A 25034-nucleotide genomic window follows, 5' to 3' on the forward strand; every position below is an offset into this window, starting at 1 on the left:
TACTTCGCCAACTATTGCGATAACAAGAAAAAGCCAGCCTTTCATGATATATCTCCCAATTTGTGTAGGGCTTATTATGCACGCTTAAAAATAATAAAAGCAGACTTGACCTGATAGTTTGGCTGTGAGCAATTATGTGCTTAGTGCATCTAACGCCTGAATTAAGCTGCGCCGCGAAGCGGCGTCGGCTTGAATGAACTGTTAGACATCATTGGCGTGGAGCCGAGCAGACTGGCGGCTTCGTGCTTCACAAAGTAAATGAACGCAGTCAACTGATCAGCGCGTGAGGCCAAGCAATCCATCCCTTGTCCAAGGTAAGCCTGCTGGGCTTCAAGCAGCACGGGCTGATGTTGGACGGGCAGGCGTTCCATTACCCAGTTGGCAGCTACATCCTTCGGCGCGATCTTGCCGGTTGCTGCGCTGTACCAAATGCGAGACAAAGTAAGCACTACATTCCGCTCGTCGCCTGCCCAATCCGGTTGTGAGTTCCATAGTTTCAAGGTGTCGGCCAGTGCTTTGAATAGATCGCTTTCCGGGACTGAGTTGAAGAAATCTTCCGCGGCCGAACCTGCCAAGGCAAGGCTGTGTTGCCTTGCTTTAGTTAGCAGAATAGCCAGATCAACATCGGTTGTCGCGGGCTCGAAGATGCCCGCAAGAATGTCCTTGCGCTGCCACTCCCCGAATTGCAGTTCCCGTCTGGCTGGATAACGCCAAGGAACAACATCGCCGTACACGACGATGGTAACTTCCAAGGCACGGAGAGCTTCACTTTGGCCGGGAGAAGCGGAAACTTCCAGGAAATCTACGAACAGAGCCTGCCGCACAGTCTCATCGAGCTGTGCAGTCACAGTAACCAGCAAATCAATATCACTGCATGGCTTCAGGCCACCGTCGAGTGCAGAGCCGTACAAATGCACGGCCAGCAACGTCGATCCCAGATGATGCTCGATGACGTTGAGTGCCTGTGATAGCTGTACCGAAATCTCGGCGGGCACTGCGTTGCTCATGATGTCTAACTCCCAATTTGTGTAGGGCTTATTATGCACGCTTAAAAATAATAAAAGCAGACTTGACCTGATAGTTTGGCTGTGAGCAATTATGTGCTTAGTGCATCTAACGCCGCTAAGCAGCGGCACATTTTGCGTTTTGAGCGCAGCGAAGCAAAATGTGTCCGATGGCTTGGATGGTTAACCCCTTTGCCAGATTTGATAGCGATAATTTATATTTGAATGAAATTCCTGCTCGAACACCACATTGAACTCTTTGGGGATTTCCGGAAAGAAAACATTGCCCTCTGGCTCGGAATCTATTGTCGAGATATGTAGCGTGTCGGCATGGGCGATCAGACTCTTGTAGATCTCTCCACCACCAGAAACAACAACATGGTTCGTAAGAGTCTTTAGCTCCCTCATTGCTGCTTCTATAGATGGAAACACAACCACATCATCGTTAGTAGCTACCGATCCTGAGCGGCTGACAACTGCATACTTTCTATTTGGGAGAGCCCCCATTGCCTCAAATGTTTTACGGCCGACTAAGAGCCATTGATTGTAAGTTATTGCTTTAAAAAGCAGCTGCTCACCTTTAGCGTTCCACGGGATATCCGAGCCGCAGCCAATAACCCCATTTCTTGCTTTTGCAGCCATTAGTGATATTTTCACGATACTCCTTTGGGTTAACGCCGCCATAAACGGCGACAGGGTGGCGCGCCTATTGCGCATAAAATGGCGAAGCCATGCGCAACAGGCGCGGAATCTCTGGCGTCCGGTTTGATGGCTTTGTTATGCAAAGGACTAGTCTTCAATGACGTGTAAACCACGGCGCTTTAAGTCCTCCAACGAATCCAACATTCCCCTTATTAATTCAACAGGATGCCCCTCCCAGTCTTCAACAACGCCAACAATTCTCAAGGGTTCGCAGGTTCTATAGGACTGTGTTGGATTACCGGGAAATTTTTTGTTCGTAAGATTCGGATCGTCTTCGAACGGTCCTGTTGGCTCAACTATGTATATGTAGCCGCGACCCTCGAGGCCAGACAGTGACATAGCAAGTTCAGCTCCCCAAACTGCTGGCTCCATCAAGGCTGAAAAGTAGATGTGCTTAAGAATACGACCGTCCTCGAAATGAGAGATGAACCCTGTGGTTAGCAAGTCACCAATCGCCAAATTGGCTTTGGTTCCATGATAGAACGGTCCTTGCACCTGCTTGTAATTATCATGAGAGATGGGAATCCAATCTTTTACCATTTTAAGACCCTTAATTGTTGGGATTTGGCTGCATAACACCTGAGTTAAGCCGCGCCGCGAAGCGGCGTCGGCTTGGACGAATTGTTAGGCCGCATATCGCGACCTGAAAGCGGCACGCAAGACCTCAACCTTTTCCGCCCCGAGTGAGGTGCATGCGAGCCTGTAGGACTCTATGTGCTTTGTAGGCCAGTCCACTGGTGGTACTTCATCGGCATAGTAAAAGTAATCCCAGATGATCGCCTCCCAGCTGTTACAACGGACTGGCCGCCCGGCGATGACGCCCTCAGCCGCCTCTGGGCACGAGCCCTGCGGAGCCTCCGCGATTTCATACGCTTCGTCTGCCCACCAAGCAGGTTCGCAGTCAAGTAACTCATCCCCGATCTCCGCTAAGAATCCATAGTCCAACTCCTCCATGACGCGCCCGCCGAGCATTTCAACTATTGCCTCGAGCTCGCCGCGCCTCTCGCCGGGAAACGTCAGATCAATATCATCGTGCTTGCGTGTTACACGCCCTAGCCGTGCATCGATCGCCCAGCCCCCACCGATCCAGAGCGGCAGATTTCGCTCATCTGCCGCAGCTAGAATTTTGTGTATCAATGTGACCTGCGTTGTGTCCATGCGGCCTAACGGTTTGGGCTATGGGCAGTGGCGGTTTGCGTGAGCCTTTCCTGTCAAACCGAGAAAACGCTCGGGCGGGCTACCGACTTTGCAAATTGCACTTCAACCCGCCATTGCCTATGAGCCAGTGTTAGCGGTAGTTTTTTATTTATTCAAATAGTAATTCCACGTTATTTTTGCAATGTCTGAAATAATCTTTTCATTAATTTCCGAAGTTTCTTTGGACTCTGCAACAAATACGCTTATAAAAATTAATTGTCCATTCGGTAAAGTAATTACCCCAACATCATTAGTGGCTGCTGCAATTCCATTATTTATTCCGGAAGTCCCTGTTTTATGAGCAACAATTGTATTCTTTGGTAATTGTCCTTTTAATCGGTTACTTCCTGTTGTTGTTTCTCTCATAATTTTCCAAATAAAATCATAACTTTTTTTAGAAAGTAATTGGTTCTTATTATTATAAGTATCTATTAACAGTTTGTTCATCGCTGTTGGGGTTGCCCAATTTTGATATTGGGTATTCCAATCCTTGTGCATTTGTTCTTCGTTTGCTTTGATTGAAATATCAGTGAAATGATTAGCATTCAAGAATTTTTGAACAGAATCAGTTCCTCCGATTAATTTTAGCAAAATATCACAACCAATATTGTCGCTCTCTGATACTGTATAATTTAGTATTTGTTCAATCGTCAAAGTTGTTCCATTAGGGAATTCCTCTTTAATCGGACTCCACGTTTTAGGCAAAAGGTCTTGAGGGGTAATCTCTATTTTTTGTTCAAAAGAAAGATTCCCTTTATCTATCTCAGACAAAACGGCTAAAGCAATCGGAAATTTCATAACGCTTTGCATCGGGAAATGGAAGTCGTTATTAATCTTCAAAGTATCCTTCTCATTGCTGTTGAATATTGCTACTCCTATTCTGGCATTTTTTGCCTTTAAAACATTCTCAATTTTCAAAGTTAAGTTGTCAGCTTGAGCATTTGAATACACAATTGTAAAAAATAAACTTAACAATACTAATAATATCCTTTTTACGATTTTCATATGTCTGTACTCCTATCTGGTTAAATTACCGCTAACTTTGTTTTAGGGCGACTGCCCTGCTGCGTAACATCGTTGCTGCTCCATAACATCAAACATCGACCCACGGCGTAACGCGCTTGCTGCTTGGATGCCCGAGGCATAGACTGTACAAAAAAACAGTCATAACAAGCCATGAAAACCGCCACTGCGCCGTTACCACCGCTGCGTTCGGTCAAGGTTCTGGACCAGTTGCGTGAGCGCATACGCTACTTGCATTACAGCTTACCAACCGAACAGGCTTATGTCCACTGGGTTCGTGCCTTCATCCGTTTCCACGGTGTGCGTCACCCGGCAACCTTGGGCAGCAGCGAAGTCGAGGCATTTCTGTCCTGGCTGGCGAACGAGCGCAAGGTTTCGGTCTCCACGCATCGTCAGGCATTGGCGGCCTTGCTGTTCTTCTACGGCAAGGTGCTGTGCACGGATCTGCCCTGGCTTCAGGAGATCGGAAGACCTCGGCCGTCGCGGCGCTTGCCGGTGGTGCTGACCCCGGATGAAGTGGTTCGCATCCTCGGTTTTCTGGAAGGCGAGCATCGTTTGTTCGCCCAGCTTCTGTATGGAACGGGCATGCGGATCAGTGAGGGTTTGCAACTGCGGGTCAAGGATCTGGATTTCGATCACGGCACGATCATCGTGCGGGAGGGCAAGGGCTCCAAGGATCGGGCCTTGATGTTACCCGAGAGCTTGGCACCCAGCCTGCGCGAGCAGCTGTCGCGTGCACGGGCATGGTGGCTGAAGGACCAGGCCGAGGGCCGCAGCGGCGTTGCGCTTCCCGACGCCCTTGAGCGGAAGTATCCGCGCGCCGGGCATTCCTGGCCGTGGTTCTGGGTTTTTGCGCAGCACACGCATTCGACCGATCCACGGAGCGGTGTCGTGCGTCGCCATCACATGTATGACCAGACCTTTCAGCGCGCCTTCAAACGTGCCGTAGAACAAGCAGGCATCACGAAGCCCGCCACACCGCACACCCTCCGCCACTCGTTCGCGACGGCCTTGCTCCGCAGCGGTTACGACATTCGAACCGTGCAGGATCTGCTCGGCCATTCCGACGTCTCTACGACGATGATTTACACGCATGTGCTGAAAGTTGGCGGTGCCGGAGTGCGCTCACCGCTTGATGCGCTGCCGCCCCTCACTAGTGAGAGGTAGGGCAGCGCAAGTCAATCCTGGCGGATTCACTACCCCTGCGCGAAGGCCATCGGTGCCGCATCGAACGGCCGGTTGCGGAAAGTCCTCCCTGCGTCCGCTGATGGCCGGCAGCAGCCCGTCGTTGCCTGATGGATCCAACCCCTCCGCTGCTATAGTGCAGTCGGCTTCTGACGTTCAGTGCAGCCGTCTTCTGAAAACGACAAACGATGTCAGAATAGAGTTAAATTTCCTATTGATTGACATATTCCGTCAAAGGTAATAGATTTCATCCTGACACTTTTGCCTTTGGAGGCATCTTGCAAGGTCAACGCATCGGCTATGTCCGCGTCAGCAGCTTCGACCAGAACCCGGAACGGCAATTGGAGGGTGTTCAGGTGGCGCGGGTGTTCACCGACAAGGCTTCTGGCAAGGACACCCAGCGTCCCGAGCTGGAAAGGCTGCTGGCCTTCGTCCGCGAGGGCGACACCGTGGTGGTGCATAGCATGGACAGGCTGGCACGCAACCTTGATGACCTGCGCCGCATCGTCCAAGGGCTGACACAACGGGGCGTGCGCATGGAGTTCGTCAAAGAAGGGCTGAAGTTCACCGGCGAGGACTCACCGATGGCCAATCTGATGCTGTCGGTCATGGGAGCCTTCGCTGAGTTCGAGCGCGCCCTGATCCGCGAACGTCAGCGCGAGGGAATCGTGCTGGCCAAGCAGCGCGGTGCCTACCGGGGACGAAAGAAATCGCTGAACAGCGAACAAATTGCCGAGTTGAAACGGCGAGTTGCGGCAGGCGACCAAAAAACCTTGGTGGCCCGTGACTTCGGCATCAGCCGCGAAACCTTGTACCAGTACCTGCGGGAAGACTGACCATGCCACGCCGCTCAATCCTGTCCGCCACCGAGCGCGAAAGCCTGCTGGCACTGCCAGATGCCAAAGACGAACTGATACGGCACTACACGTTCAACGAAACCGACCTGTCGGTGATCCGTCAGCGTCGCGGCGCCGCGAATCGATTGGGCTTCGCTGTGCAGCTTTGCTACTTGCGATTCCCTGGCACCTTTTTGGGCGTCGATGAGCCTCCGTTTCCGCCCCTGTTGCGCATGGTGGCCGCGCAACTCAAGATGCCAGTGGAAAGTTGGAGCGAGTACGGCCAGCGCGAACAGACACGGCGGGAGCACTTGGTCGAGCTGCAAACGGTTTTTGGGTTCAAGCCCTTCACCATGAGCCACTATCGGCAAGCCGTGCATACATTGACCGAGCTGGCCTTGCAGACCGACAAAGGCATCGTGCTGGCGAGCGCACTTGTCGAGAATCTGCGGCGGCAGAGCATTATCCTGCCCGCCATGAATGCCATCGAGCGCGCAAGCGCCGAGGCCATCACCCGTGCCAACCGACGCATTTACGCGGCGCTGACCGATTCTTTGTTATCACCCCACCGTCAGCGCCTGGACGAACTTCTCAAGCGCAAGGACGGCAGTAAAGTGACGTGGCTGGCATGGCTGCGCCAGTCGCCTGCCAAACCGAACTCTCGCCACATGCTCGAACATATTGAGCGCCTGAAATCCTGGCAAGCACTTGATCTGCCCGCAGGCATCGAGCGGCAGGTTCACCAGAACCGCCTGCTCAAAATCGCTCGTGAAGGTGGCCAGATGACGCCTGCTGATCTGGCAAAGTTCGAGGTGCAACGACGCTATGCCACGCTGGTAGCGCTGGCCATCGAAGGCATGGCCACCGTCACCGATGAAATCATCGACCTTCACGATCGCATCATCGGCAAGCTGTTCAACGCGGCCAAGAACAAGCATCAGCAGCAGTTCCAGGCTTCCGGCAAGGCGATCAACGACAAGGTGCGGATGTATGGGCGCATCGGTCAAGCGTTGATTGAGGCCAAGCAAAGCGGCAGCGATCCGTTCGCCGCCATCGAGGCCGTTATGCCCTGGGACACCTTCGCCGCCAGCGTCACCGAAGCGCAAACATTGGCGCGGCCTGCCGACTTTGATTTCCTGCACCACATCGGTGAAAGCTATGCCACGCTACGCCGCTACGCGCCGCAGTTCCTGGGCGTGCTCAAATTGCGGGCTGCGCCCGCCGCCAAGGGTGTGCTCGATGCCATCGACATGCTGCGCGGCATGAACAGCGACAGCGCGCGCAAGGTGCCCGCCGATGCGCCAACCGCATTCATCAAGCCGCGCTGGGCAAAGCTGGTTCTGACCGACGACGGCATCGACCGGCGTTACTACGAGTTATGCGCCCTGTCGGAGCTGAAGAACGCGCTGCGCTCCGGTGATGTCTGGGTGCAGGGTTCTCGCCAGTTCAAGGACTTCGACGAATACCTGGTGCCGGTCGAGAAGTTCGCCACTTTGAAGCTGGCCAGCGAATTGCCGCTGGCAGTGGCCACCGACTGCGACCAATACCTGCATGACCGGTTGGAATTGTTGGAGGCGCAACTCGCCACAGTCAACCGCATGGCTGCGGCCAACGACTTACCGGATGCCATCATCACCACCGCGTCAGGCCTGAAGATCACGCCGCTGGACGCGGCAGTACCAGACGCCGCGCAAGCCATGATCGACCAGACAGCTATGCTGCTGCCGCACCTCAAAATCACCGAGTTGCTGATGGAGGTCGATGAATGGACGGGCTTCACCCGCCACTTCACACACCTGAAGACCAGCGACACGGCCAAGGACAAAACCTTGCTGTTGACGACGATCCTGGCCGACGCGATCAACCTGGGTCTGACCAAAATGGCCGAGTCCTGCCCTGGCACCACCTACGCCAAGCTGTCTTGGCTGCAAGCCTGGCACATCCGCGATGAAACCTATTCGACGGCGCTGGCCGAGCTGGTGAATGCGCAGTTTCGGCAACCCTTCGCCGGCAACTGGGGTGACGGCACCACGTCATCGTCGGACGGCCAGAACTTCAGAACCGGCAGCAAAGCAGAAAGCACTGGTCATATCAACCCGAAGTATGGAAGCAGTCCAGGACGGACTTTCTACACCCATATCTCCGACCAGTACGCGCCCTTCAGTGCCAAGGTGGTCAACGTGGGCATTCGTGATTCAACTTACGTGCTTGATGGCCTGCTGTACCACGAGTCGGACTTGCGCATCGAGGAACACTACACCGACACGGCAGGCTTCACCGATCACGTGTTTGGCTTGATGCATTTGCTGGGATTTCGCTTCGCGCCGCGTATCCGTGACTTGGGCGAAACCAAGCTATTCATCCCCAAGGGCGATGCCGCCTATGACGCGCTCAAGCCGATGATTAGCAGCGACAGGCTGAACATCAAGCAAATACGCGCCCATTGGGATGAAATTCTGCGGCTGGCCACCTCCATCAAGCAAGGCACGGTAACGGCTTCGCTGATGCTGCGCAAACTCGGCAGCTACCCGCGCCAGAACGGCTTGGCCGTGGCGTTGCGCGAGCTGGGGCGCATCGAGCGCACGCTGTTCATTTTGGATTGGCTGCAAAGCGTGGAGCTGCGCCGCCGCGTCCATGCGGGGCTGAATAAGGGCGAGGCGCGCAACGCGCTGGCCAGGGCGGTCTTCTTCTACCGATTGGGTGAAATCCGCGACCGCAGTTTTGAGCAGCAGCGCTACCGGGCCAGCGGCCTCAATCTGGTGACGGCGGCCATCGTGTTGTGGAACACGGTATATCTGGAGCGTGCCACCAGTGCTTTGCGTGGCAACGGCACGGCGCTGGACGACACATTGTTGCAATATCTGTCGCCGCTGGGGTGGGAGCACATCAACCTGACCGGCGATTACCTATGGCGCAGCAGCGCCAAGGTCGGTGCGGGGAAGTTTAGGCCATTGCGACCGCTGCCACCGGCTTAGCGTGCTTTATTTTCCGTTTTCTGAGACGACCCCAATGATTCCCTTTTAGAAGGCGAAGAGCTTCTATCTCTACTCCAGCGCGCTCAATCTTGCACATGTATTTACCATCCGTAGTCGGCAGTGATTCGCCTACAGATACCCATTGGCCAAAAGATTTTTTGTATGGTGTCATTCGTCTTCCCCGTTTTGCTCGAAGTAACCATGTAGATCCAGAACTTCGAAGGTATTGTCTATCGCTCGTATTTGCGAAATAGCAAAGTCTCGGGCTTCACTCTCACTCTTAAAGAACAGTGGCTCTTGATAGGGCGCGATATGCGGTCTTGAGATACCATTGCAATAATCAAAATCGGTACCGAAGTCGACCTCAACAAACCAACGCTTATCTGCAGTGCCGATCACCATTAATCCAGAATCGGGATAAATGCCGGTTGCCCACGTGACCATGCTATCGAGATGTTCATGATAGTTTGTGTCATACATTTGGTGAGTATTGACCGTGTTCTTAAACATTAAACTGTCCAAAGCCGCGAGGTAATCTGCAGCTACATGGCTGCTTACTAAGATACATCACCCAGCAGGTGCGCCAGTTTCCTCTTGGATTTGGGGAGGTATCGAGCAAACCTCTTTCTATATCTGATAGGTGTACACGGACTGAATTAGTAGACGTATTACCCATTAAGCCAGTAATTCGATTTGCTGTTACTCGTGCTTTTGCTTCTTGTTTACCATCTGACAAATCGAAATCTTTCGGGTTATCTTGCTGATGAATTTCAATGATCGCAGTCATCTAACTGTCCTTAGAGTCCAAAAGTGAGTATTTGTTATTCAAAAACAAGCACTTTCAAACAATGTTCGTTTCATAAATCAATTTCTTGGCGCATAATACAATAAATGTCTTACATGTTTAATATGTGGCGTTAAATTGATGTATAAAACTATCAACATTTACTGTTTACAACGAGACTCAGGTTTGCAGCATGAGAAATACAAAGAGTGGTAAAATGGTTATGTGCGAAATAACAGGTGAATAATACGTTGAATATAAGACATTCGATTCCACTGCCTCCTGCGATGCCATTGTTTGGCTCAGCTGAGGAATTGGATAACCCTAGCCCATACATTAACGAGTTCGTTGCACATTTGACGATTAACCTTGTCGAAGATGCCGGCGAGTTATATGAGCATGCTATTGCTTGGCTATCAGAGCAAAAAGAAGCATACAATAACTTCAAAGCCTACCGCGCCGAGATTAATACGTTTCTTCATTGGTGCTGGTCTGTTCAAGGTATGTCTGTATCGATGGTGAATCGCGCCAGAATGCGCGAATACATTGAATGGTGTGAGAACCCGCCAGAAGAACTGATCGGCACCTACAACGCGGCACAGTTCGTATTTAACAAGGGTATTGGCGAGAATGTGCCTAATTTCAAATGGCGACTGTTCCGAAAATCAAAACCTAAGTCATCAAATGCCGATATAAACGAAGTTAAATACAAACTCTCTGCTAATGCAGCACATCAAAAACTGAGCATATTGAGCTTATTCTTTCAGTATTTGAATGCCGAAGAGTACTGTGATGCAAATCCTGCAGCGATAGTCTTAAAGTTTGGGAAGTACAAATCAAAATCTCAATCTACTGCAGCCGGTGAAGATGATGACGAAATGAAGTTCTTCTCTGATTTGCAGTGGTCATATGTAATGGATACCGTCGAAGAGATGGCCCAAGAAGACCCTCAAACTCACGAAAGAACACTATTCCTGGTGAGGCTGCTTTACGGAACCTACTGCCGTATTTCAGAGATCGGGGCTCGCCCCGGCTATGCGCCAGTCATGTCCCAGTTCAGGCGTGACAAAAAAACCGGTTATCTGGGCTTCTACATCCCTAAGTCTAAGGGCGGTAAGCGACGCACAGTAGCCGTGTCGGATGAACTCAAAGAGGCACTAATCCGTTACAGGACATTCCGTAAACTCCCGGAGATGCCAAGTCCCACGGATGATGAACCATTGTTTGTTCGTCACAGAGCAGCTTCACATGGCCGCGAAGAAGGCGTGTTGAATGCAAACTTGGGGATTCGACAAATACGCGAAATAATTCAAGAAGTTCTCGATAAAACTGCTGCGCGATTTGAAAAAGATGGTTTGATGGAAGACGCTGCAGAGATAAGAGTTCTAACTGTCCATAGCATTCGTCACACTGGTATCTCACATGACATTGCTAATGGCCGACCTTTGCAACACGTTCAAGCGGATGCTGGACACGAAAGTATTGATGTAACGTCACGTTACTTACACACAACAAGAGCTGAGCGACATCATAGTGCTAAGACTAAGAAGTTGAATCCTCTTGAATAAAACTGGTAATACTACTGCTGATGCATTCCCGATCAGTCCGATTAAACATGAACACTGATGCCTACCCTATTGGCTTAAACTAGAGGTTACAATGACAGAACTTACTAAAGTGCTACTAAATATCCGTTCCCTTCGTGCTTACGCTCGTGAAGAAATGACGTTGGAACAATTGGAGGACGCGCTTAATAAGCTGACTACTGTAGTAGAAGAACGCAGAGAAGCAGAAGAATTGGAGCGCGCAGCGCAAAAAGAACAAGAAGAGAAAATGAGTGCCATCGCTAAGCAAATTGAAGAGCAAGGCCTAGATGTAGAACAGCTGATCTCTGCATTAACAGGCGCGACTAAAGCGAAAGCGAAAGGTACCCGCCAACCTCGACCAGCAAAGTATAAATACACTGATGAAGCTGGTGTAGAGAAGACGTGGACTGGCCAAGGCCGTACTCCTTCCATCATTCAATCAGCGATCGATAGCGGTGATAAAAAGCTAGAAGATTTTGCAATTTAATCTTCTTAATATTCGGTGGATGAAAAAGGGAGCAAATGTGCTCCCTTTTTTAATAAGTCTTACAGGTAAATAAACGGAGAAGCTTCATATTGATTGTGTACCTTCAAATCGTTACTAGTACTCGCCATCAATTTTTCATAAGCAATCGCTTCATCTGATGAAACATCTCGGAGATAATCCTCCTTGTTTCGTTCCCACATTTGATTAATCTTTTCGTGTACCCATTCTCCACTAGGTATATCGGAAATGTATTCATGCATATGAAAATTCGGATCAGATCTATCCATTTCATTCCACCATTTTTCTGTCTGTTCATAATCCATTAAACCCTGCAAATGCTCGATGCCGTCGCCATAGGAAACTGACCACCGTTCATTCTCTAGCTTGGAACAAACATACAAAAACTCTATTAACTCACGCGAGTTAGAAATAGACAGGTAAGTCTCAGGATGTTTTTGAAACTCATTGAGCAAGTCATTATCAGAGAGGTCAGCTAATTCTCGGTACAATTCATGGCGTTTCTTAGCTTCAATTGTGCTTTTATGAGCATACCGGTTGCAAAACCAACCAATCACCAAAGCCTCAAGTTTTGTGTCAAAAATAACAACACCTGAAACTTCGGCAGAAGAGTCAGATAAATCATTTTTTGATGGCAACGTCAACCTAACAGGTAAGATCTTTTCTTTAGCAATTGCTAACTTGGCAAAAATTTCGATAGGGAACTTGGCAATAAATTGATAACGCCCTGAAAGGGCGCCTTCATAAATATCGTAAAAATCAACAACAGCCAAGTTAGACAGGACGGACTTAGTTAGCTTCTTACCATCTACCTTAAGTGTGTTTACCGTTACGGTGGTATTTGAAGTTTGAAAATTCAAGTGTTCACCAATGGTCGATTTAGGATTCAGATCAAATATAACAACACAAGGATTAGCTGTATAACTTAAACATCAAATTAGATGACAATATGGCGCTTTTTACTCACATACAAGACCATTGAACATATAAATGCCTTTTTCTCTTGTCACCCTAATAACATCGATTAGGAGTTCGTATTCAATTTCAGTAGCTTTGGTTAGATAACGGTAGAGGTCTAAATCTTCATCACCTTTACTTGATAGGTGAGCGATCAAGTCAGCTACCAAGCCCAGTTTATTGCTTTCGATTTCGTGTCGTAGTGCATTAATCAGGTCTTCATTTTTCATGCGAATCATTACTCATTAAATCGATATTGTTTATCGGCGTTTATAGTGATTTCAATCAATAGAATTTAGCTTTCTGCGCCAACGAAAGCCAAGGTATGTGAAGACAGGAAGAGTAAATAGTACTGTTCCTTGGCCCAACCAGAAACCAAGAGCAAGAAACGCCATTGCACTCACCGTTACTTCGTCTAGAAACCGTGCTTTAAGCTCAGTTGATGCATTATTAATTTTCAGACCACTGATTACCTTGCAAGGCCAAAGAACTCTTAGCGCTTGGTTAATAGGTTCTGCGCCTTTCGTTTTTGCAATCCGCTTATAGATCATGATAGGCATAGCCCTCGATGTGTTATGTAAGCCGCGGTAATCTGACTGATGAATTGTTCAGATTCGCTGGGCAGAAACTCAAGCAATTCTTCCAACCCAATATCGCCACCACTATGCTGTCGTTCGAAAATCTCAACGAAGAATACTGGGCTATCAGTGAAATAACTTTCATCTCGTTGGATCTGCAAATACTCTTCATGTATTAAATCACCACCAGCTGATGGTGAAAGGAAAAGGTTATCTGCATCATCAGCGATCTCAACAATAGGTACAGTAATCCCCTTCTCTAGCAATGCATTAAGAACGGATTCGGTTACGGCTAGTGGCTGGAATCTTCCATTACCGGTTACGATTATCTGCATTCTATCCAGGACAACCCCACTCATTATGAACTTATATACGTCATTGTTTAAGAGTGAAGTATCCCATAACCATCGGTTTTATTCATCTTTGAAACACCCCTTCCCTTGCTGTTTGTACCATGATTTGAGTTCTTCAATCACACCATCAACTGAATCTTCACGACTTGCGGCAGGGTGGAAAATCAAACCATTACCTTCTGGGTGTTCAACAATAGTAGAGAAGTGTTTTGCCAGCTTGGAAATGTACTCATCATATTCTGAGTCCGGGAGGTTATTAGTCTCAGTGTCTTCAAAAAATTCATCCAGAAATCGTCTAAATTCTGATTCTGTGTAGTCTTGGAGTTTACCTTTTAGTTCCATTTCATAAGCCTTTATGAATATCGATATGTCTTCTCGGAGTCATTACTCTTAAATTGTCCACGTCATACACTTTACCACCGTGCTGAACCTCTTCAACATGGTGTATCTCATAACGATCCCGTCCACCTTTTTGTTCTGTTGGTATAGGGAATGGAGAGCTACCACGCTTAATGATGCGCTGATTAGCCTTGCTAAACTGGCTCAATAAATCAGGGTCATTTGCCACTTCTAGCCAAAATGCCTTCCTAAATGCATCAAAGCTCTTGAATTCCTCCCCTCGTAACTTGTCAGCGATTTGATTAGGAATTGGAGCCCCAAGTTCTTCCCCTGCCGTTTCGAGCCATATACCAGCGATCTCTTCACCATGACCGGTAACTACACCACTTTCGTCACGTGCAGTCTTCCTAAACACTATGTAAAGTGGAGGCAACCCAGAGTCAATTGGAAACGTGATGATGTACTCGGCTAGATCATCTTCTGGATAGAGCGCCGTCCCAAGTTCTTGCTCATGTTCTTCAATAGGACGGACCCAGATATTTTGTACGTCCAGCTCGTTGTTTTCAGTTGTCACGGTATCGGGAGATAGTACATCCGTGGAACCATCAGGTGTCCATGTTAACGTGATCCCGTAGTCCAGTTCCGCGACAAAGTTCTGGCCACTTTTCTCTGCGGCACGCTTAGAAACCCGATCACCATACGCGGCGCCATCCCCAGTTTTAATCCCGACGATTTGCTGCTTTCCGTTTTCATCGGTGTACATATTGAAACGAACACGCATTTGACCAGAGTCATGTGCATGGTATTCGGGGTGAGCATCCAGCGTGCTATCCGCTAATTGAGATGGCCATAATGCTGCAAGTAGAAAGCCACCTACTCGAGCAAATGCACCGACCGCCTCACCGGAAATAGCCCAAGAGCCCATAGTGTTTGATGTACTGGTACTGATCAAACCTAAATTAGAAGCCCCAGCACTTGCCGGCAAAGCAAGAATAGCGGCCTTGCCGTAGTCAGTTGCCTTACTATCTTTACTAAGCGTTTTGACGTTCACTACCGGATAGTCTTTCTCGAGCAACCGTTCTTGGTTGATTGAATGACAGCTAGTGCCTGAAATTAGTGGGTCAGTATGGCGGTAGAAGACATTTGAAGCGCAATTGTAGGTACCTGGTGATGTCGGTGGTAGTTCCGTCTTTTTGTCACTTTTAACTGGTGCTGGTGGTGCGGAAACCTTCAATACGTCACCAACCTTTAGCTTCATTGGGTCATCGTTGAATTCAGGGTTAAGGTCTAATAGCTGTTTTGCGTTGAGATTATGTTGCTCTGCGATCTCTGGCCACAATTCACGACTGTTGGTATTTGGATTAATTGAAACCGTATGTGTTGCTTGTGGAGGTGGAGGTGTTGCGTTAGAAGTAACTGAGAGCCTTTCATCTACAGGGAGATTTGGGGCTGATAGTAGTGCGTTAACATCCAGAACCTTCCCATTCTCATTGACCCATTCGTCATTGATATTGGCTAATTGTTCCTTCGTGATTTGATGATCTAAATACACAAGGCTTTGGTCAGTGACCAGCTGACCATCAATCTTCCAATACACTAGGATAGTATTTTGATACAAGTTAGCTAACTGCTCGTCATCGAGCCTATTTTGGGTCGTTCGGGTCGCATAGAAACCGAAGTGGCCATCACCAAGCATTTTATATTCCTGGATCAGATGACCATTCGCAAAATGATAAAAATAACCTTCTGACGGGAAAGCTAGTCGCTCACCTAACTGTACAGTGGGCGTTATCGGTATAAACGAATCTTTTACCTGCCCTGAACCAATGGGCTTCACCTTAACCTCATGTGGCAGGCTAATGCCGAGAACCCTATCACCCACGGATGCTAATAATCTCTTTGGTTCATCGACCGCGGTCTGAGTAGTGTATTTCATACCATGCTCAGTACGAACAGCGCCCCAACGTCCACGAGAGATCTCAGCCTTGGTTTTTGCCAATGAAAACCAATATCCTACATTGCTCCTAAATGACTCTTCTGAACCGACAATCTCAAAGCAATATTCAAATTTAAGCTCCGGTTCAGATTGCTTGTCGATGACAATAGGTTCCGGGACGTAGGTTTCATCAATGTTGGGTACATAGGAATAACCAGCTGCAGAACTGGTGGATACTGGAGGGCCGCCGGCCATATTTGCTCGAGTTGAAAATGCAGATTTAGCACTATCTGTCAGTAAGTCACTAGCGTCTGATGTTAATGACCATGTTCGAGTCATACTATCTTGTGAGAGGACTGGCTTTGAGGGGAAATCCGTTAATAGAGCCAACTCACCGGTTTTTAATTTATCCACCAGCTTCTCAAACGAATAGCCACCTGGCAGATTAGAAATATCCCGCTTTTCCAAACGGTTAATATCACCCTCAACTTGCCCGAATTCATAGTCCATCAGTTCGGTGATTCTTACCACTCTGTAAGTCAAAACAGTGCCCAAATTTATCAATGTGAACCACATTTTTAAACAATTGCTTTAGTACAACAATAAGGCTGACTGTTTGTTTACTGGGTAAAATCGTGAGAGTGTGAGCACCCTTCACAAAACCACAACTTGTTGATGATAAATGCATTTGCAACGTAGGCGCGCCAGTGGATAACGTCCTACGCACAAATCGTTCAAAGGCTAAATTTCCTTTATGACTAATTCAATATCGCTTATGTAGGCATCCTTAATCACTTTTACTTTAAAGTGGTAATCTGCTGATATTGGTTCACCAGATTCAGGATCAAGTCTCAACCCTCTTATTTCATCGCCACCTATCGCGTACCCCCTAAATGACAAAGTACTACTACCGCACGTCATAGAGAGAAAATCATAAAATATACGGTGAGAATGGTTGTCCAGCCTTGTCGAGAATGTGTCAAAAAAACAATTCTCTGGTGCATGGACGCCGATTTTGGAAACCTTCACATTATATTCAGTACCAAGTTCAGCAAAAACAAAACTGCCCTCATTAATGACTGAATTATGAGGTAATTTGATTGTCTCGAATTGTTTGTTACAGCCTACTAGAAATCCCAATCCAACTAAGCTGACTAAAAAGCGCTTCACATCTAACCTTAATGTTACAACTTGTTGATATTAAAAAATTCATCTTTCAATAATTTGCGCGTTAACCGTGGGGCAAGCCAGTCTTTGAAATCCTTCTCAGCCTCAACTATTCGCACATCATCTACAGAGAAAACCCTATATTTCCCTTTTGTTTTGGGTTTGCCTAACCACCTAACGATTGCTTGATCTGTCCACAATCTAAAGCGTTTAAGGCGCCAAACAGTGATCCATTGGCTATCCCATTTTTCCTTTGCTAATCGCTTTTTTAACTCTAGCTTCTCACTTTCTATTTGAATTTGAAGCTCAGACTTTACGTACTGGCGATGACCGATGAAATAGCCCATGTAATAGTTCCAATGTTATCGACTACAAATATTACCTTATTATGCACGTGGGTTTCTATATGATTGTGAATAACATTTGCATAGATAAGCATCAGGCTTGAAAAAATTCGGGGGCAATACATTTTTTTTTGAATGCGCAGTCATTTAAGTGAATAGGTATAAAAAGCGACCACAATATTTTTAATTCATTGCCCCTCAACTAGTCATACGAACATGCATTCATTTTTATTCGGCATGCAAACATTGGCGTGGATCTATACATTATTTTGAACTAATGATAAATAACTCATTAGTGTTAATGAATATATAAATGACAAAATTTATCTTCTATCCCTTCGTGGCGATGACCCATAACAGGTAAGTCTAATGGCCACAAATTAAGGCAGGCGGTATAACTCTGATTGTTGTTTATAGAGGCGAGGTAAACGGATTGGTCCGATGTAGAACGATATTAGGTGATGGTTGGATAAAAAAAACCCGCCGAAGCGGGTTATGAGAAAAGGTGATGTAACTTCCCAATAGTCAAACGAGAATGCAATATAGTCAAAAAATATACGCTTCATGCTATGTTTACGCAAAAACAACAAAGGAATACTACGATATTAAAACTTAGCGTTCAACTATCAATGACGACCAATCGTGATCTTAATGCAACAAAAACTCACCGTTAATTAGTGAGTTGTACAGTAAGCAATCTTTAATCGTTAGGTACCCAACTCTGTAACGACTGCTCATTGTTTTGTAGCAGCAAATTACAATCACTCTCGATTCTTCGTTGGAATAACTCAGGGGGTAAGTTCGGTTCCATAGCCAATATTTCATCATGCCTTACTAGAAGCGCATCCCTATCAAGTGCCATTTCCTTGATAGCTAATGATACATCTTCTGGCACCCCTTCACTCTGGAGGCACTTTAGAGCCTTGTTCACTTGCATAATTCCATATGAAATCTTCAACTCACGCATTTCAGTATTTAATCGTAGAAGCTGAATTAGGGACTCATAATACTGAATTAGGGCCGCTCTCTTGTTGGCATCAAATGGGTATTGATAGGCGATCTTTAACTGTATGTCATCACGGAGGCCATTGTTGTCACTGTCAGTTCGTGCTGGCTCCTGGTTCATACCTCTAATGAATGCCGGGAATGAATCAAAATTTACTGGCCTTTCCAGCTTTTTATCTTCCATCGTTTTGAAGTGCTCGACCGATTGTGCATAAACCATACCTGCAACAGCAGCCGTGATGGAAATTCCAATACCCGAGCTTAGAAGAACTCTGGCCATCACTTTCCTTTTAATCTTCCTTTCCACTAGCACTTTTTTAGAAGTCATTCTGTCACCAACACTCAAAATAAAAACTGATCGTATTTGAGCAACAGAGAGAATGTGTTGAATTTATGGAACTATTTATGAGTACTAAATGAGCATTTAAACAGTAAATATTTTTATATGTTGTAAAATGAACACAGTTGTTTGGGTTCCTGAATATAGTGATCTCAATGATGGCGAGCAATATGGTTGGTGGTTCGAAAACGTCGATATATACACTTTCAGCAATATGTGCGGGTCGAGTTTAGTAGGCGCTTAATCATTGGATAACACACTACTAGCCGCAAGATCCGGTACTACTGGAGCGCTGATGACTTATAACATGACTCAGGCAAGTATCAGCCGAACTGCTAAGATTTTGTTCTCCTTCCAGAACACTTCAAGCAGACTAGGCGCATTCTTCCCAACCTACGGCTTGGAAGTAACTAAAACACGCTTTGCGTCATCAATGGAGTGGCCTTGGGTATGCTGGGGAAATGCTTACGAAGAAGTTTCAAGTGATGGCAGTGCAAACCTCACACTTACAAGGGCGCGAACGTACTTTGTTAAGCTGATGTAAAGAGAACTTTTGCTCTATAATCTTTGTCCCACGTAGCCTTATTCATCTTTCTTGGTACAGACACGCTCCCTTCTGACTTCCTGAAGAGGTTCTGCACAAATCGGCGACAACAAGCCATATTCAATGCCGAGTCCCCAGCGTAAATTCGCTGCTCGTCTTCTTTGAAAATAACGTCCAAAGCCCAGTGCTGCTGGTTCTCGATGTGCCAGTGTTTCCTTGTTGCGTTTGAGGCTAACTCTAAAGACAAATGGTCTGTGCAAATGTAGTACGATGTTTCATAGCTTCCTTTCCCTTTGACGCTTCTATCTCTCACCACCGCAACAATGCTTTTTACAACACTCCACTTATCTTTGAGTTCTTCGCTGAAGGAGGCAGGAAGCACGTAAACCTCTCGAATCTCTTCTCTTCCATGCCCTTTATCTTCAGTGATATACGATTCCTGTTGTTCTTCTGGCAAAGCCCAATAGTCTTGGAACTGCGTATCAATCTCTGCTAACAAACTTGGCTGATTCAGTTTGACTTGCACTAAGAAATCACCACCTTTATCAACCACTTTATTCAGTGTTTCAACCTGACAATGAAGCGCATCAGCAGTTAATAAGCACCCTCTGACATCCAAAGCGTCGAGCATGTTTTTTATCGCTATTAGCTCCATACCTTTACCGTCACAAGGTTGATGTGTGAGAGTCAAACCTTCATCTACGTCAAATGCCGAAACCATATAGAGAGGGTGTTCTTGTTTGCTTGCTTTCGCTCCTTTTAGAACCTTCCCATCAACGCTGATTATGGGCTGATCATGCTTTTCTCTGTGCAAATTGACCCAGCCTACCATCGCTTCCAAGAGCGTCTCTGGCACAACAGTTCTCATTATCGCGGCAATATTATGCCGAGTGGGGAGACCATTGTCGTAGGGGAGATACTCACGCAACCACTCGATATTTCCTTCGCCGAAATCCTTAATATCAGTCCACTTATTTTGACCACAAATCATGGCGGTTATGACCAAGAAAGCCACTTCCATAACAGGATACACTTGGTTGATATGCGAACGGGTATCTTTCACTTTTTTTAGCTGCTCAATGATAATCATGTACGAGTTTCTCATATTTTTAACTTCATGATCAGATCGTGATTACCTTGAAAAGTTCCCAATAACATAAAGTCTTTTATTTTCAGTGGTTAAAGTTCGATCCCGCCCTTATTTCACTGAGTACGTTTTTGGAATTGAGTGAGTCTTCCGTAATTATTGCGACAACCGCATCAGCTGAGTGCAAAAGCTCATTTAGAGCCTTGGAGATATTTGCCCCAACAGACAATGAATCGACGCCTAAAACTTCGTGGCCAATTTCAATAAGCGCATCCTTTAAAGTGTCGTGCAGCGCTTTATCCTCATGACTGTGGGATATAAAAATTTTACTCAACGATTTCTCCTTTCTTTACACATAACGCCGCGTTAAGTAGTGAGCAACATTTCCACCTAACCTAAACCATTGTGCCGTAAACACTAAAATAAAAGCAAACCGAAAATGCCGAGCGTTGCGAATCTGTCTTAAACGCTTTGTTATGTGCGTAGCCGAATCTTGCGCTTAGTCAGGAACAATGATTACCCCTAATTGCTCCAGTAACTGCTCCTGTTGCCACGAGCATATTTTTACACCTGTTAGATCAATCTTTCGAGGGTCTAAACCATAAAGCTCTGAATGACTTAAATCACAACCTTGTACTCTAAACTGTTCCCAGCAATCTTCCGAAAAAACGCCACGACTTAAATCTGACTCTTTAAATGAAGCGCCTCGAAGATTTGCACCAATCCATCTATTTTCGAACAGGTCACATTTTTCAATAAGCTGCTGCTCAAAATTGGCATAGGATAAGTTACAACCTGTTATGTATGCAGAGCAAAAGTACATTTTATTCGAAACCTGATTTACAAAACTAACTTGGCTAAAATTTGCTCCTTTAAGATCACAATCTCTCAGTTCAATACCAAAGCAATTTGCCCCCTTAAAATGGGACATTGAAAGCTGACAGTTTTTAAATGAAGCATCTCGAAGATCAGCATAAGAAAAATCGCACCCTTCCAGTGCCCCCTGCTCTATGAAAGTACAGTTAATGAACTGTGTATCTCGAAGGTTTGAGCGCGTAAAATTACAATGTATAAAAGTACAATTGCTAAAGATATGTTCTTGCAAGTCCTGATGTGAGAAGTTCACTTGATTATATAATTGCTTTGATTTTTCCATGCTGTAGCTCCAAAAAACATTTGATTTGAAGACTACCATTTACCTGAAAGTTCTCAACAAAAACAAAACCAATAAAAACAGACACTTAAAACACCCCATTTTAGCCAAAATAAGGCATCAAAACGGCATTTTAAAGGGGACTAATTCAAAACAACCGATGCGGCCAGCTAGAAAAAAGTTTTAGTGAATCTGGCGGGCTTTAGAGAAAGCACATAACGCCGCATTAAGGTGTGAACAACGCGATCACGAAACATAACCATACCACCGTAAACACTGAACTCAACGATGGAATAAAAAATGCCAAGCGTTGAGAATCACTCTTAAATGCTTTGTTATGCAAAATCACCTTGCATTTACATTATACTGAAGAGGCACACCGCAAGTTTTCAACATGTACTTAGCTCCAAGGGCGCGAACGTACTTTGTTAAGCTGATGTAAAGAGAACTTTTGCTCTATAATCTTTGTCCCACGTAGCCTTATTCATCTTTCTTGGTACAGACACGCTCCCTTCTGACTTCCTGAAGAGGTTCTGCACAAATCGGCGACAACAAGCCATATTCAATGCCGAGTCCCCAGCGTAAATTCGCTGCTCGTCTTCTTTGAAAATAACGTCCAAAGCCCAGTGCTGCTGGTTCTCGATGTGCCAGTGTTTCCTTGTTGCGTTTGAGGCTAACTCTAAAGACAAATGGTCTGTGCAAATGTAGTACGATGTTTCATAGCTTCCTTTCCCTTTGACGCTTCTATCTCTCACCACCGCAACAATGCTTTTTACAACACTCCACTTATCTTTGAGTTCTTCGCTGAAGGAGGCAGGAAGCACGTAAACCTCTCGAATCTCTTCTCTTCCATGCCCTTTATCTTCAGTGATATACGATTCCTGTTGTTCTTCTGGCAAAGCCCAATAGTCTTGGAACTGCGTATCAATCTCTGCTAACAAACTTGGCTGATTCAGTTTGACTTGCACTAAGAAATCACCACCTTTATCAACCACTTTATTCAGTGTTTCAACCTGACAATGAAGCGCATCAGCAGTTAATAAGCACCCTCTGACATCCAAAGCGTCGAGCATGTTTTTTATCGCTATTAGCTCCATACCTTTACCGTCACAAGGTTGATGTGTGAGAGTCAAACCTTCATCTACGTCAAATGCCGAAACCATATAGAGAGGGTGTTCTTGTTTGCTTGCTTTCGCTCCTTTTAGAACCTTCCCATCAACGCTGATTATGGGCTGATCATGCTTTTCTCTGTGCAAATTGACCCAGCCTACCATCGCTTCCAAGAGCGTCTCTGGCACAACAGTTCTCATTATCGCGGCAATATTATGCCGAGTGGGGAGACCATTGTCGTAGGGGAGATACTCACGCAACCACTCGATATTTCCTTCGCCGAAATCCTTAATATCAGTCCACTTATTTTGACCACAAATCATGGCGGTTATGACCAAGAAAGCCACTTCCATAACAGGATACACTTGGTTGATATGCGAACGGGTATCTTTCACTTTTTTTAGCTGCTCAATGATAATCATGTACGAGTTTCTCATATTTTTAACTTCATGATCAGATCGTGATTACCTTGAAAAGTTCCCAATAACATAAAGTCTTTTATTTTCAGTGGTTAAAGTTCGATCCCGCCCTTTCACACTTACACAGTTAGCAAAACTGAGCGAACTCGATTAATACAAAAAATGGCTATGCACTACGCATAGCCATTCGTTTATTTGATCCATCACCTAATCACTAATTCATTTAGTATAATTTCATAACGCTCACTAAACACCTTGAAGTAGACACTTCGACAAAATACACATCAACATCTATTCGACCTAAACAGCATACGTGCTCCCCATTGGGCGCAGATCTGCCAAATGATGTTGTCGAATCGATCTCGAATTCATCGGGATCCAAGTCATCGACACTACCACCGTATAAACACATAAAAACTCAATAAATCCGATAAATAATCAATTTTTTTGATTACCTTCGTTAATAACATTTATCGAAGGTAATAATGTTCAGCCCTCGGCGCGTGAGAAGTGACAACGTAACAATTTAATAAAATGGTTTAACTTGGAGGATTGCAGGCAATAAAAATGCTCCCGTTTTAGGAGCCTTGCTATGCTGAATCTTGTCGTTAGCTAAAAATATCGACACGGCGTGAGAATTTATCATCCACCAATAGCGGGACATAATCAAAATCTCTCTTATCTCCAGAACTCCAAACCTTGTAGTCAAAATTCTCATAACTCTTCATGTCGTAACCAAGCTCCCTTAAAGTCGGTATGATTGATAAATCGTAAACAGTCATATCGGATGCAGTTAACCATACGTGAAGGTCGAGAGATTTTGAAAGGTTTTGGCCATCATTGATTATCGTCTTCAACTTTTTTCTGTTTAATTGGTAAATGTTATTCCCTTTATAAAATACGTTGCCAACAGTAAGACGAAGATCTGCAATAGAACTGGCCCTTTCGCTTACCTTCCAATTATCTGCAAACTCTTTAAATTGTTGGGACACAACATGGCATTTGAATGAAGGACTTCCACCTACTAACTTTGCTCTATCCAACAAGAAATGATCAGTAAGCGAAATGATAAATTGGTGAATAGTTGCATTGAGTTGGTCATCCTTCATTAAGGTTGATGCAAATCTGTTTGCTGATTTATTAGAGATAGCATCCGCGCCAAACAGGTCCGTACCGAACTGGAGTGCTTCTTCGAATTGTTTCTGATATTTAGACATAAATGGTCCATCTAGAAAGAATGATTTTCAATACTACTCTGAATACTGTAAATTCCATCAAATTTATATGAACTTGCGGGAATCATAGCCCAGGGTAATATCATGATGTTACTACAAGAAACGCTTACTAGAGGTATAGTTTGGCTTATTTATCAATGACATCTTTAACAATTTTGATGGTTTTCAACTATCTCATTTTCAAGAGAATAAGCACTGCATTCTTTTGTACCTTAATGGTTGCATTAGCCATGCTTACTTTCATCACCGCGGGAAACACATACGTGCAAAGGGATTTCTATGGTGACGAAGCAGTGGAAAACTTCGAAACCAAAATTGCGATACCAAAGATACAACTTGGGAATGCTCTTTCCCCGGCCAAGTTTCTCGAAGCTAAAGTGAATGATGATGGCTCTTACAGTTGTGACCACGTAACGCGAACGGATGGTAAACACAACGTATTCGGCGCTACCGATGATGCACTGTTTTGTTGTTCACATGATGTAAGTCGTGATGGTTATCTGGCACCGTACAAGTTGGTGGATAATAAGCTGCATGTACTTTGTGGCACGTTCCCTATGCAAAATGAAGTTGTACTCAATGAGGAAGAGACAAAAAAATTAAATTTCTTTTAGAAAACTTATTTTTATAACAACTATTTTTATTTCAATGAAAGAACATTGAATTTATC

General features: G+C 45.8%; 29 protein-coding genes. 7 read left to right on the plus strand and 22 right to left on the minus strand.

All coding sequences use genetic code 11. From position 1 onward, the window contains the following. Positions 1-161: 161 nt before the first annotated feature. The 5 genes from R7D93_RS19595 to R7D93_RS19615 all read right to left on the minus strand — a co-directional run bounded on the left by R7D93_RS19595 (position 162) and on the right by R7D93_RS19615 (position 3908). Positions 162-1007, minus strand: a complete 846-nt coding sequence (locus tag R7D93_RS19595) for an ANT(3'')-Ia family aminoglycoside nucleotidyltransferase AadA16 (RefSeq protein WP_001749984.1) — start codon at positions 1005-1007, stop codon at positions 162-164. A 180-nt stretch (positions 1008-1187) separates the two neighbouring features. After that, on the minus strand, positions 1188-1661 hold the full coding sequence (dfrA27, locus tag R7D93_RS19600) for a trimethoprim-resistant dihydrofolate reductase DfrA27 (RefSeq protein WP_001749985.1): 474 nt from the start codon (positions 1659-1661) through the stop codon (positions 1188-1190). 132 nt (positions 1662-1793) lie between these two features. Beyond that, positions 1794-2246, minus strand: a complete 453-nt coding sequence (locus R7D93_RS19605; protein WP_000237816.1) for an NAD(+)--rifampin ADP-ribosyltransferase Arr-2 — start codon at positions 2244-2246, stop codon at positions 1794-1796. 84 nt (positions 2247-2330) lie between these two features. Beyond that, on the minus strand, positions 2331-2864 hold the full coding sequence (gene aadB / locus R7D93_RS19610) for an aminoglycoside nucleotidyltransferase ANT(2'')-Ia (protein ID WP_000381802.1): 534 nt from the start codon (positions 2862-2864) through the stop codon (positions 2331-2333). 144 nt (positions 2865-3008) lie between these two features. Beyond that, the gene (locus R7D93_RS19615; RefSeq protein WP_063865158.1) at positions 3009-3908 is read right to left on the minus strand and encodes an extended-spectrum class A beta-lactamase VEB-2; all 900 of its coding nucleotides are present in this window, start codon (positions 3906-3908) and stop codon (positions 3009-3011) included. Between the two features lie 171 nt (positions 3909-4079). Between R7D93_RS19615 and intI1 the strand changes: the two genes are divergently transcribed. The 3 genes from intI1 (at position 4080) to R7D93_RS19630 (ending at position 8922) form a co-directional block, all read left to right on the plus strand. After that, the gene (gene intI1 / locus R7D93_RS19620; RefSeq protein ID WP_000845039.1) at positions 4080-5093 is read left to right on the plus strand and encodes a class 1 integron integrase IntI1; all 1014 of its coding nucleotides are present in this window, start codon (positions 4080-4082) and stop codon (positions 5091-5093) included. Between the two features lie 296 nt (positions 5094-5389). Beyond that, positions 5390-5947 carry a recombinase family protein gene (locus tag R7D93_RS19625; protein ID WP_001162012.1) on the plus strand — a complete coding sequence of 186 codons (558 nt, stop codon included), beginning with the start codon at positions 5390-5392 and terminating at the stop codon, positions 5945-5947. A gap of 2 nt (positions 5948-5949) precedes the next feature. Beyond that, a complete protein-coding gene (locus R7D93_RS19630; RefSeq protein ID WP_001138073.1) occupies positions 5950-8922 on the plus strand; it encodes a Tn3 family transposase in 2973 nt (990 codons plus the stop codon). Here the strand turns inward: R7D93_RS19630 and R7D93_RS19635 are convergent. From R7D93_RS19635 to R7D93_RS19645, 3 genes are read right to left on the minus strand one after another with little or no spacing between them, the layout of a single operon-like run. Next, a complete protein-coding gene (locus R7D93_RS19635) occupies positions 8891-9094 on the minus strand; it encodes a hypothetical protein (protein WP_026000361.1) in 204 nt (67 codons plus the stop codon). The genes R7D93_RS19630 and R7D93_RS19635 overlap by 32 nt on opposite strands. After that, positions 9091-9432 carry a hypothetical protein gene (locus tag R7D93_RS19640; protein ID WP_017190634.1) on the minus strand — a complete coding sequence of 114 codons (342 nt, stop codon included), beginning with the start codon at positions 9430-9432 and terminating at the stop codon, positions 9091-9093. The genes R7D93_RS19635 and R7D93_RS19640 overlap by 4 nt, the downstream gene beginning before the upstream one ends. Then, positions 9425-9709 (minus strand): hypothetical protein, encoded by a 285-nt coding sequence (locus tag R7D93_RS19645; protein WP_053411072.1) that lies wholly within the window; start codon positions 9707-9709, stop codon positions 9425-9427. The genes R7D93_RS19640 and R7D93_RS19645 overlap by 8 nt, the downstream gene beginning before the upstream one ends. 248 nt (positions 9710-9957) lie before the next feature. On the opposite strand from R7D93_RS19645, the gene R7D93_RS19650 reads away from it, so the two are divergent. Together R7D93_RS19650 and R7D93_RS19655 are read left to right on the plus strand one after the other, a co-directional pair. Further along, positions 9958-11274: a tyrosine-type recombinase/integrase gene (locus R7D93_RS19650; protein WP_202801023.1), complete on the plus strand. Its 1317-nt coding sequence runs from the start codon at positions 9958-9960 to the stop codon at positions 11272-11274. A gap of 91 nt (positions 11275-11365) precedes the next feature. Beyond that, positions 11366-11779 (plus strand): H-NS family nucleoid-associated regulatory protein, encoded by a 414-nt coding sequence (locus R7D93_RS19655; protein ID WP_017190631.1) that lies wholly within the window; start codon positions 11366-11368, stop codon positions 11777-11779. A 59-nt stretch (positions 11780-11838) separates the two neighbouring features. On the opposite strand, the gene R7D93_RS19660 is transcribed toward R7D93_RS19655, so the two are convergent. The 9 genes from R7D93_RS19660 to R7D93_RS19700 form a co-directional block, all read right to left on the minus strand. Further along, complete coding sequence (locus R7D93_RS19660; RefSeq protein ID WP_017190630.1) at positions 11839-12657, minus strand: hypothetical protein; 819 nt, start codon at positions 12655-12657, stop codon at positions 11839-11841. Positions 12658-12756: 99 nt separating this feature from the next. Beyond that, a complete protein-coding gene (locus R7D93_RS19665) occupies positions 12757-12993 on the minus strand; it encodes a hypothetical protein (protein ID WP_017190629.1) in 237 nt (78 codons plus the stop codon). Positions 12994-13035: 42 nt separating this feature from the next. Continuing rightward, positions 13036-13314, minus strand: coding sequence for a hypothetical protein (locus R7D93_RS19670; protein ID WP_017190628.1), 279 nt, complete (start codon positions 13312-13314; stop codon positions 13036-13038). After that, a complete protein-coding gene (locus R7D93_RS19675) occupies positions 13302-13667 on the minus strand; it encodes a hypothetical protein (protein ID WP_017190627.1) in 366 nt (121 codons plus the stop codon). Before R7D93_RS19675 ends, R7D93_RS19670 begins: the two co-directional genes overlap by 13 nt. 78 nt (positions 13668-13745) lie before the next feature. Further along, positions 13746-14027 carry a bacteriocin immunity protein gene (locus tag R7D93_RS19680; protein ID WP_017190626.1) on the minus strand — a complete coding sequence of 94 codons (282 nt, stop codon included), beginning with the start codon at positions 14025-14027 and terminating at the stop codon, positions 13746-13748. A 1-nt stretch (position 14028) separates the two neighbouring features. Further along, entirely contained in the window at positions 14029-16491 is a 2463-nt protein-coding gene (locus R7D93_RS19685; RefSeq protein WP_318077172.1) for an S-type pyocin domain-containing protein, read from the minus strand. Positions 16492-16701: 210 nt separating this feature from the next. Further along, positions 16702-17130 carry a hypothetical protein gene (locus R7D93_RS19690; protein ID WP_017190624.1) on the minus strand — a complete coding sequence of 143 codons (429 nt, stop codon included), beginning with the start codon at positions 17128-17130 and terminating at the stop codon, positions 16702-16704. Positions 17131-17144: 14 nt separating this feature from the next. Beyond that, positions 17145-17474, minus strand: a complete 330-nt coding sequence (locus R7D93_RS19695; RefSeq protein WP_017190623.1) for a hypothetical protein — start codon at positions 17472-17474, stop codon at positions 17145-17147. Between the two features lie 697 nt (positions 17475-18171). Beyond that, positions 18172-18804 carry a hypothetical protein gene (locus R7D93_RS19700; protein WP_017190622.1) on the minus strand — a complete coding sequence of 211 codons (633 nt, stop codon included), beginning with the start codon at positions 18802-18804 and terminating at the stop codon, positions 18172-18174. A 259-nt stretch (positions 18805-19063) separates the two neighbouring features. Here R7D93_RS19700 and R7D93_RS19705 point away from each other — a divergent pair, with 259 nt between their 5' ends. After that, positions 19064-19360 (plus strand): hypothetical protein, encoded by a 297-nt coding sequence (locus tag R7D93_RS19705; RefSeq protein ID WP_258718607.1) that lies wholly within the window; start codon positions 19064-19066, stop codon positions 19358-19360. Here the strand turns inward: R7D93_RS19705 and R7D93_RS19710 are convergent. The 5 genes from R7D93_RS19710 to R7D93_RS19730 all read right to left on the minus strand — a co-directional run bounded on the left by R7D93_RS19710 (position 19347) and on the right by R7D93_RS19730 (position 24346). Continuing rightward, positions 19347-20450 carry an ISAs1 family transposase gene (locus R7D93_RS19710; protein ID WP_225478370.1) on the minus strand — a complete coding sequence of 368 codons (1104 nt, stop codon included), beginning with the start codon at positions 20448-20450 and terminating at the stop codon, positions 19347-19349. The two genes, R7D93_RS19705 and R7D93_RS19710, sit on opposite strands and share 14 nt — an antisense overlap. Before the next feature lie 82 nt (positions 20451-20532). Next, positions 20533-20781, minus strand: a complete 249-nt coding sequence (locus R7D93_RS19715; RefSeq protein ID WP_225478353.1) for a toll/interleukin-1 receptor domain-containing protein — start codon at positions 20779-20781, stop codon at positions 20533-20535. 165 nt (positions 20782-20946) lie between these two features. After that, positions 20947-21603 (minus strand): quinolone resistance pentapeptide repeat protein QnrVC10, encoded by a 657-nt coding sequence (locus tag R7D93_RS19720; RefSeq protein ID WP_017822040.1) that lies wholly within the window; start codon positions 21601-21603, stop codon positions 20947-20949. Between the two features lie 425 nt (positions 21604-22028). Continuing rightward, the gene (locus R7D93_RS19725; RefSeq protein ID WP_225478370.1) at positions 22029-23132 is read right to left on the minus strand and encodes an ISAs1 family transposase; all 1104 of its coding nucleotides are present in this window, start codon (positions 23130-23132) and stop codon (positions 22029-22031) included. Positions 23133-23737: 605 nt separating this feature from the next. Next, positions 23738-24346 carry a hypothetical protein gene (locus R7D93_RS19730; protein WP_225478016.1) on the minus strand — a complete coding sequence of 203 codons (609 nt, stop codon included), beginning with the start codon at positions 24344-24346 and terminating at the stop codon, positions 23738-23740. 248 nt (positions 24347-24594) lie between these two features. Here R7D93_RS19730 and R7D93_RS19735 point away from each other — a divergent pair, with 248 nt between their 5' ends. Then, entirely contained in the window at positions 24595-24978 is a 384-nt protein-coding gene (locus tag R7D93_RS19735) for a hypothetical protein (RefSeq protein WP_318129519.1), read from the plus strand. Positions 24979-25034 lie beyond the last annotated feature (56 nt).

This window comes from Vibrio sp. YT-15 (assembly GCF_033337445.1).
GTDB classification, from domain to species: Bacteria; Pseudomonadota; Gammaproteobacteria; order Enterobacterales; family Vibrionaceae; genus Vibrio; species Vibrio alginolyticus.

Excerpts from the sequence above, each read along its gene's own strand:
- R7D93_RS19595 (WP_001749984.1), bottom strand. The coding sequence starts at position 1,007 with ATGAGCAACGCAGTGCCCGCCGAGATTTCGGTACAGCTATCACAGGCA.
- R7D93_RS19605 (WP_000237816.1), bottom strand. The coding sequence starts at position 2,246 with ATGGTAAAAGATTGGATTCCCATCTCTCATGATAATTACAAGCAGGTG.
- aadB (WP_000381802.1), bottom strand. The coding sequence starts at position 2,864 with ATGGACACAACGCAGGTCACATTGATACACAAAATTCTAGCTGCGGCA.
- R7D93_RS19615 (WP_063865158.1), bottom strand. The coding sequence starts at position 3,908 with ATGAAAATCGTAAAAAGGATATTATTAGTATTGTTAAGTTTATTTTTT.
- intI1 (WP_000845039.1), top strand. The coding sequence starts at position 4,080 with ATGAAAACCGCCACTGCGCCGTTACCACCGCTGCGTTCGGTCAAGGTT.
- R7D93_RS19630 (WP_001138073.1), top strand. The coding sequence starts at position 5,950 with ATGCCACGCCGCTCAATCCTGTCCGCCACCGAGCGCGAAAGCCTGCTG.
- R7D93_RS19635 (WP_026000361.1), bottom strand. The coding sequence starts at position 9,094 with ATGACACCATACAAAAAATCTTTTGGCCAATGGGTATCTGTAGGCGAA.
- R7D93_RS19640 (WP_017190634.1), bottom strand. The coding sequence starts at position 9,432 with ATGTTTAAGAACACGGTCAATACTCACCAAATGTATGACACAAACTAT.
- R7D93_RS19645 (WP_053411072.1), bottom strand. The coding sequence starts at position 9,709 with ATGACTGCGATCATTGAAATTCATCAGCAAGATAACCCGAAAGATTTC.
- R7D93_RS19655 (WP_017190631.1), top strand. The coding sequence starts at position 11,366 with ATGACAGAACTTACTAAAGTGCTACTAAATATCCGTTCCCTTCGTGCT.
- R7D93_RS19665 (WP_017190629.1), bottom strand. The coding sequence starts at position 12,993 with ATGATTCGCATGAAAAATGAAGACCTGATTAATGCACTACGACACGAA.
- R7D93_RS19670 (WP_017190628.1), bottom strand. The coding sequence starts at position 13,314 with ATGCCTATCATGATCTATAAGCGGATTGCAAAAACGAAAGGCGCAGAA.
- R7D93_RS19675 (WP_017190627.1), bottom strand. The coding sequence starts at position 13,667 with ATGCAGATAATCGTAACCGGTAATGGAAGATTCCAGCCACTAGCCGTA.
- R7D93_RS19680 (WP_017190626.1), bottom strand. The coding sequence starts at position 14,027 with ATGGAACTAAAAGGTAAACTCCAAGACTACACAGAATCAGAATTTAGA.
- R7D93_RS19695 (WP_017190623.1), bottom strand. The coding sequence starts at position 17,474 with ATGGGCTATTTCATCGGTCATCGCCAGTACGTAAAGTCTGAGCTTCAA.
- R7D93_RS19700 (WP_017190622.1), bottom strand. The coding sequence starts at position 18,804 with ATGACTTCTAAAAAAGTGCTAGTGGAAAGGAAGATTAAAAGGAAAGTG.
- R7D93_RS19710 (WP_225478370.1), bottom strand. The coding sequence starts at position 20,450 with ATGATTATCATTGAGCAGCTAAAAAAAGTGAAAGATACCCGTTCGCAT.
- R7D93_RS19720 (WP_017822040.1), bottom strand. The coding sequence starts at position 21,603 with ATGGAAAAATCAAAGCAATTATATAATCAAGTGAACTTCTCACATCAG.
- R7D93_RS19725 (WP_225478370.1), bottom strand. The coding sequence starts at position 23,132 with ATGATTATCATTGAGCAGCTAAAAAAAGTGAAAGATACCCGTTCGCAT.
- R7D93_RS19730 (WP_225478016.1), bottom strand. The coding sequence starts at position 24,346 with ATGTCTAAATATCAGAAACAATTCGAAGAAGCACTCCAGTTCGGTACG.
- R7D93_RS19735 (WP_318129519.1), top strand. The coding sequence starts at position 24,595 with ATGCTTACTTTCATCACCGCGGGAAACACATACGTGCAAAGGGATTTC.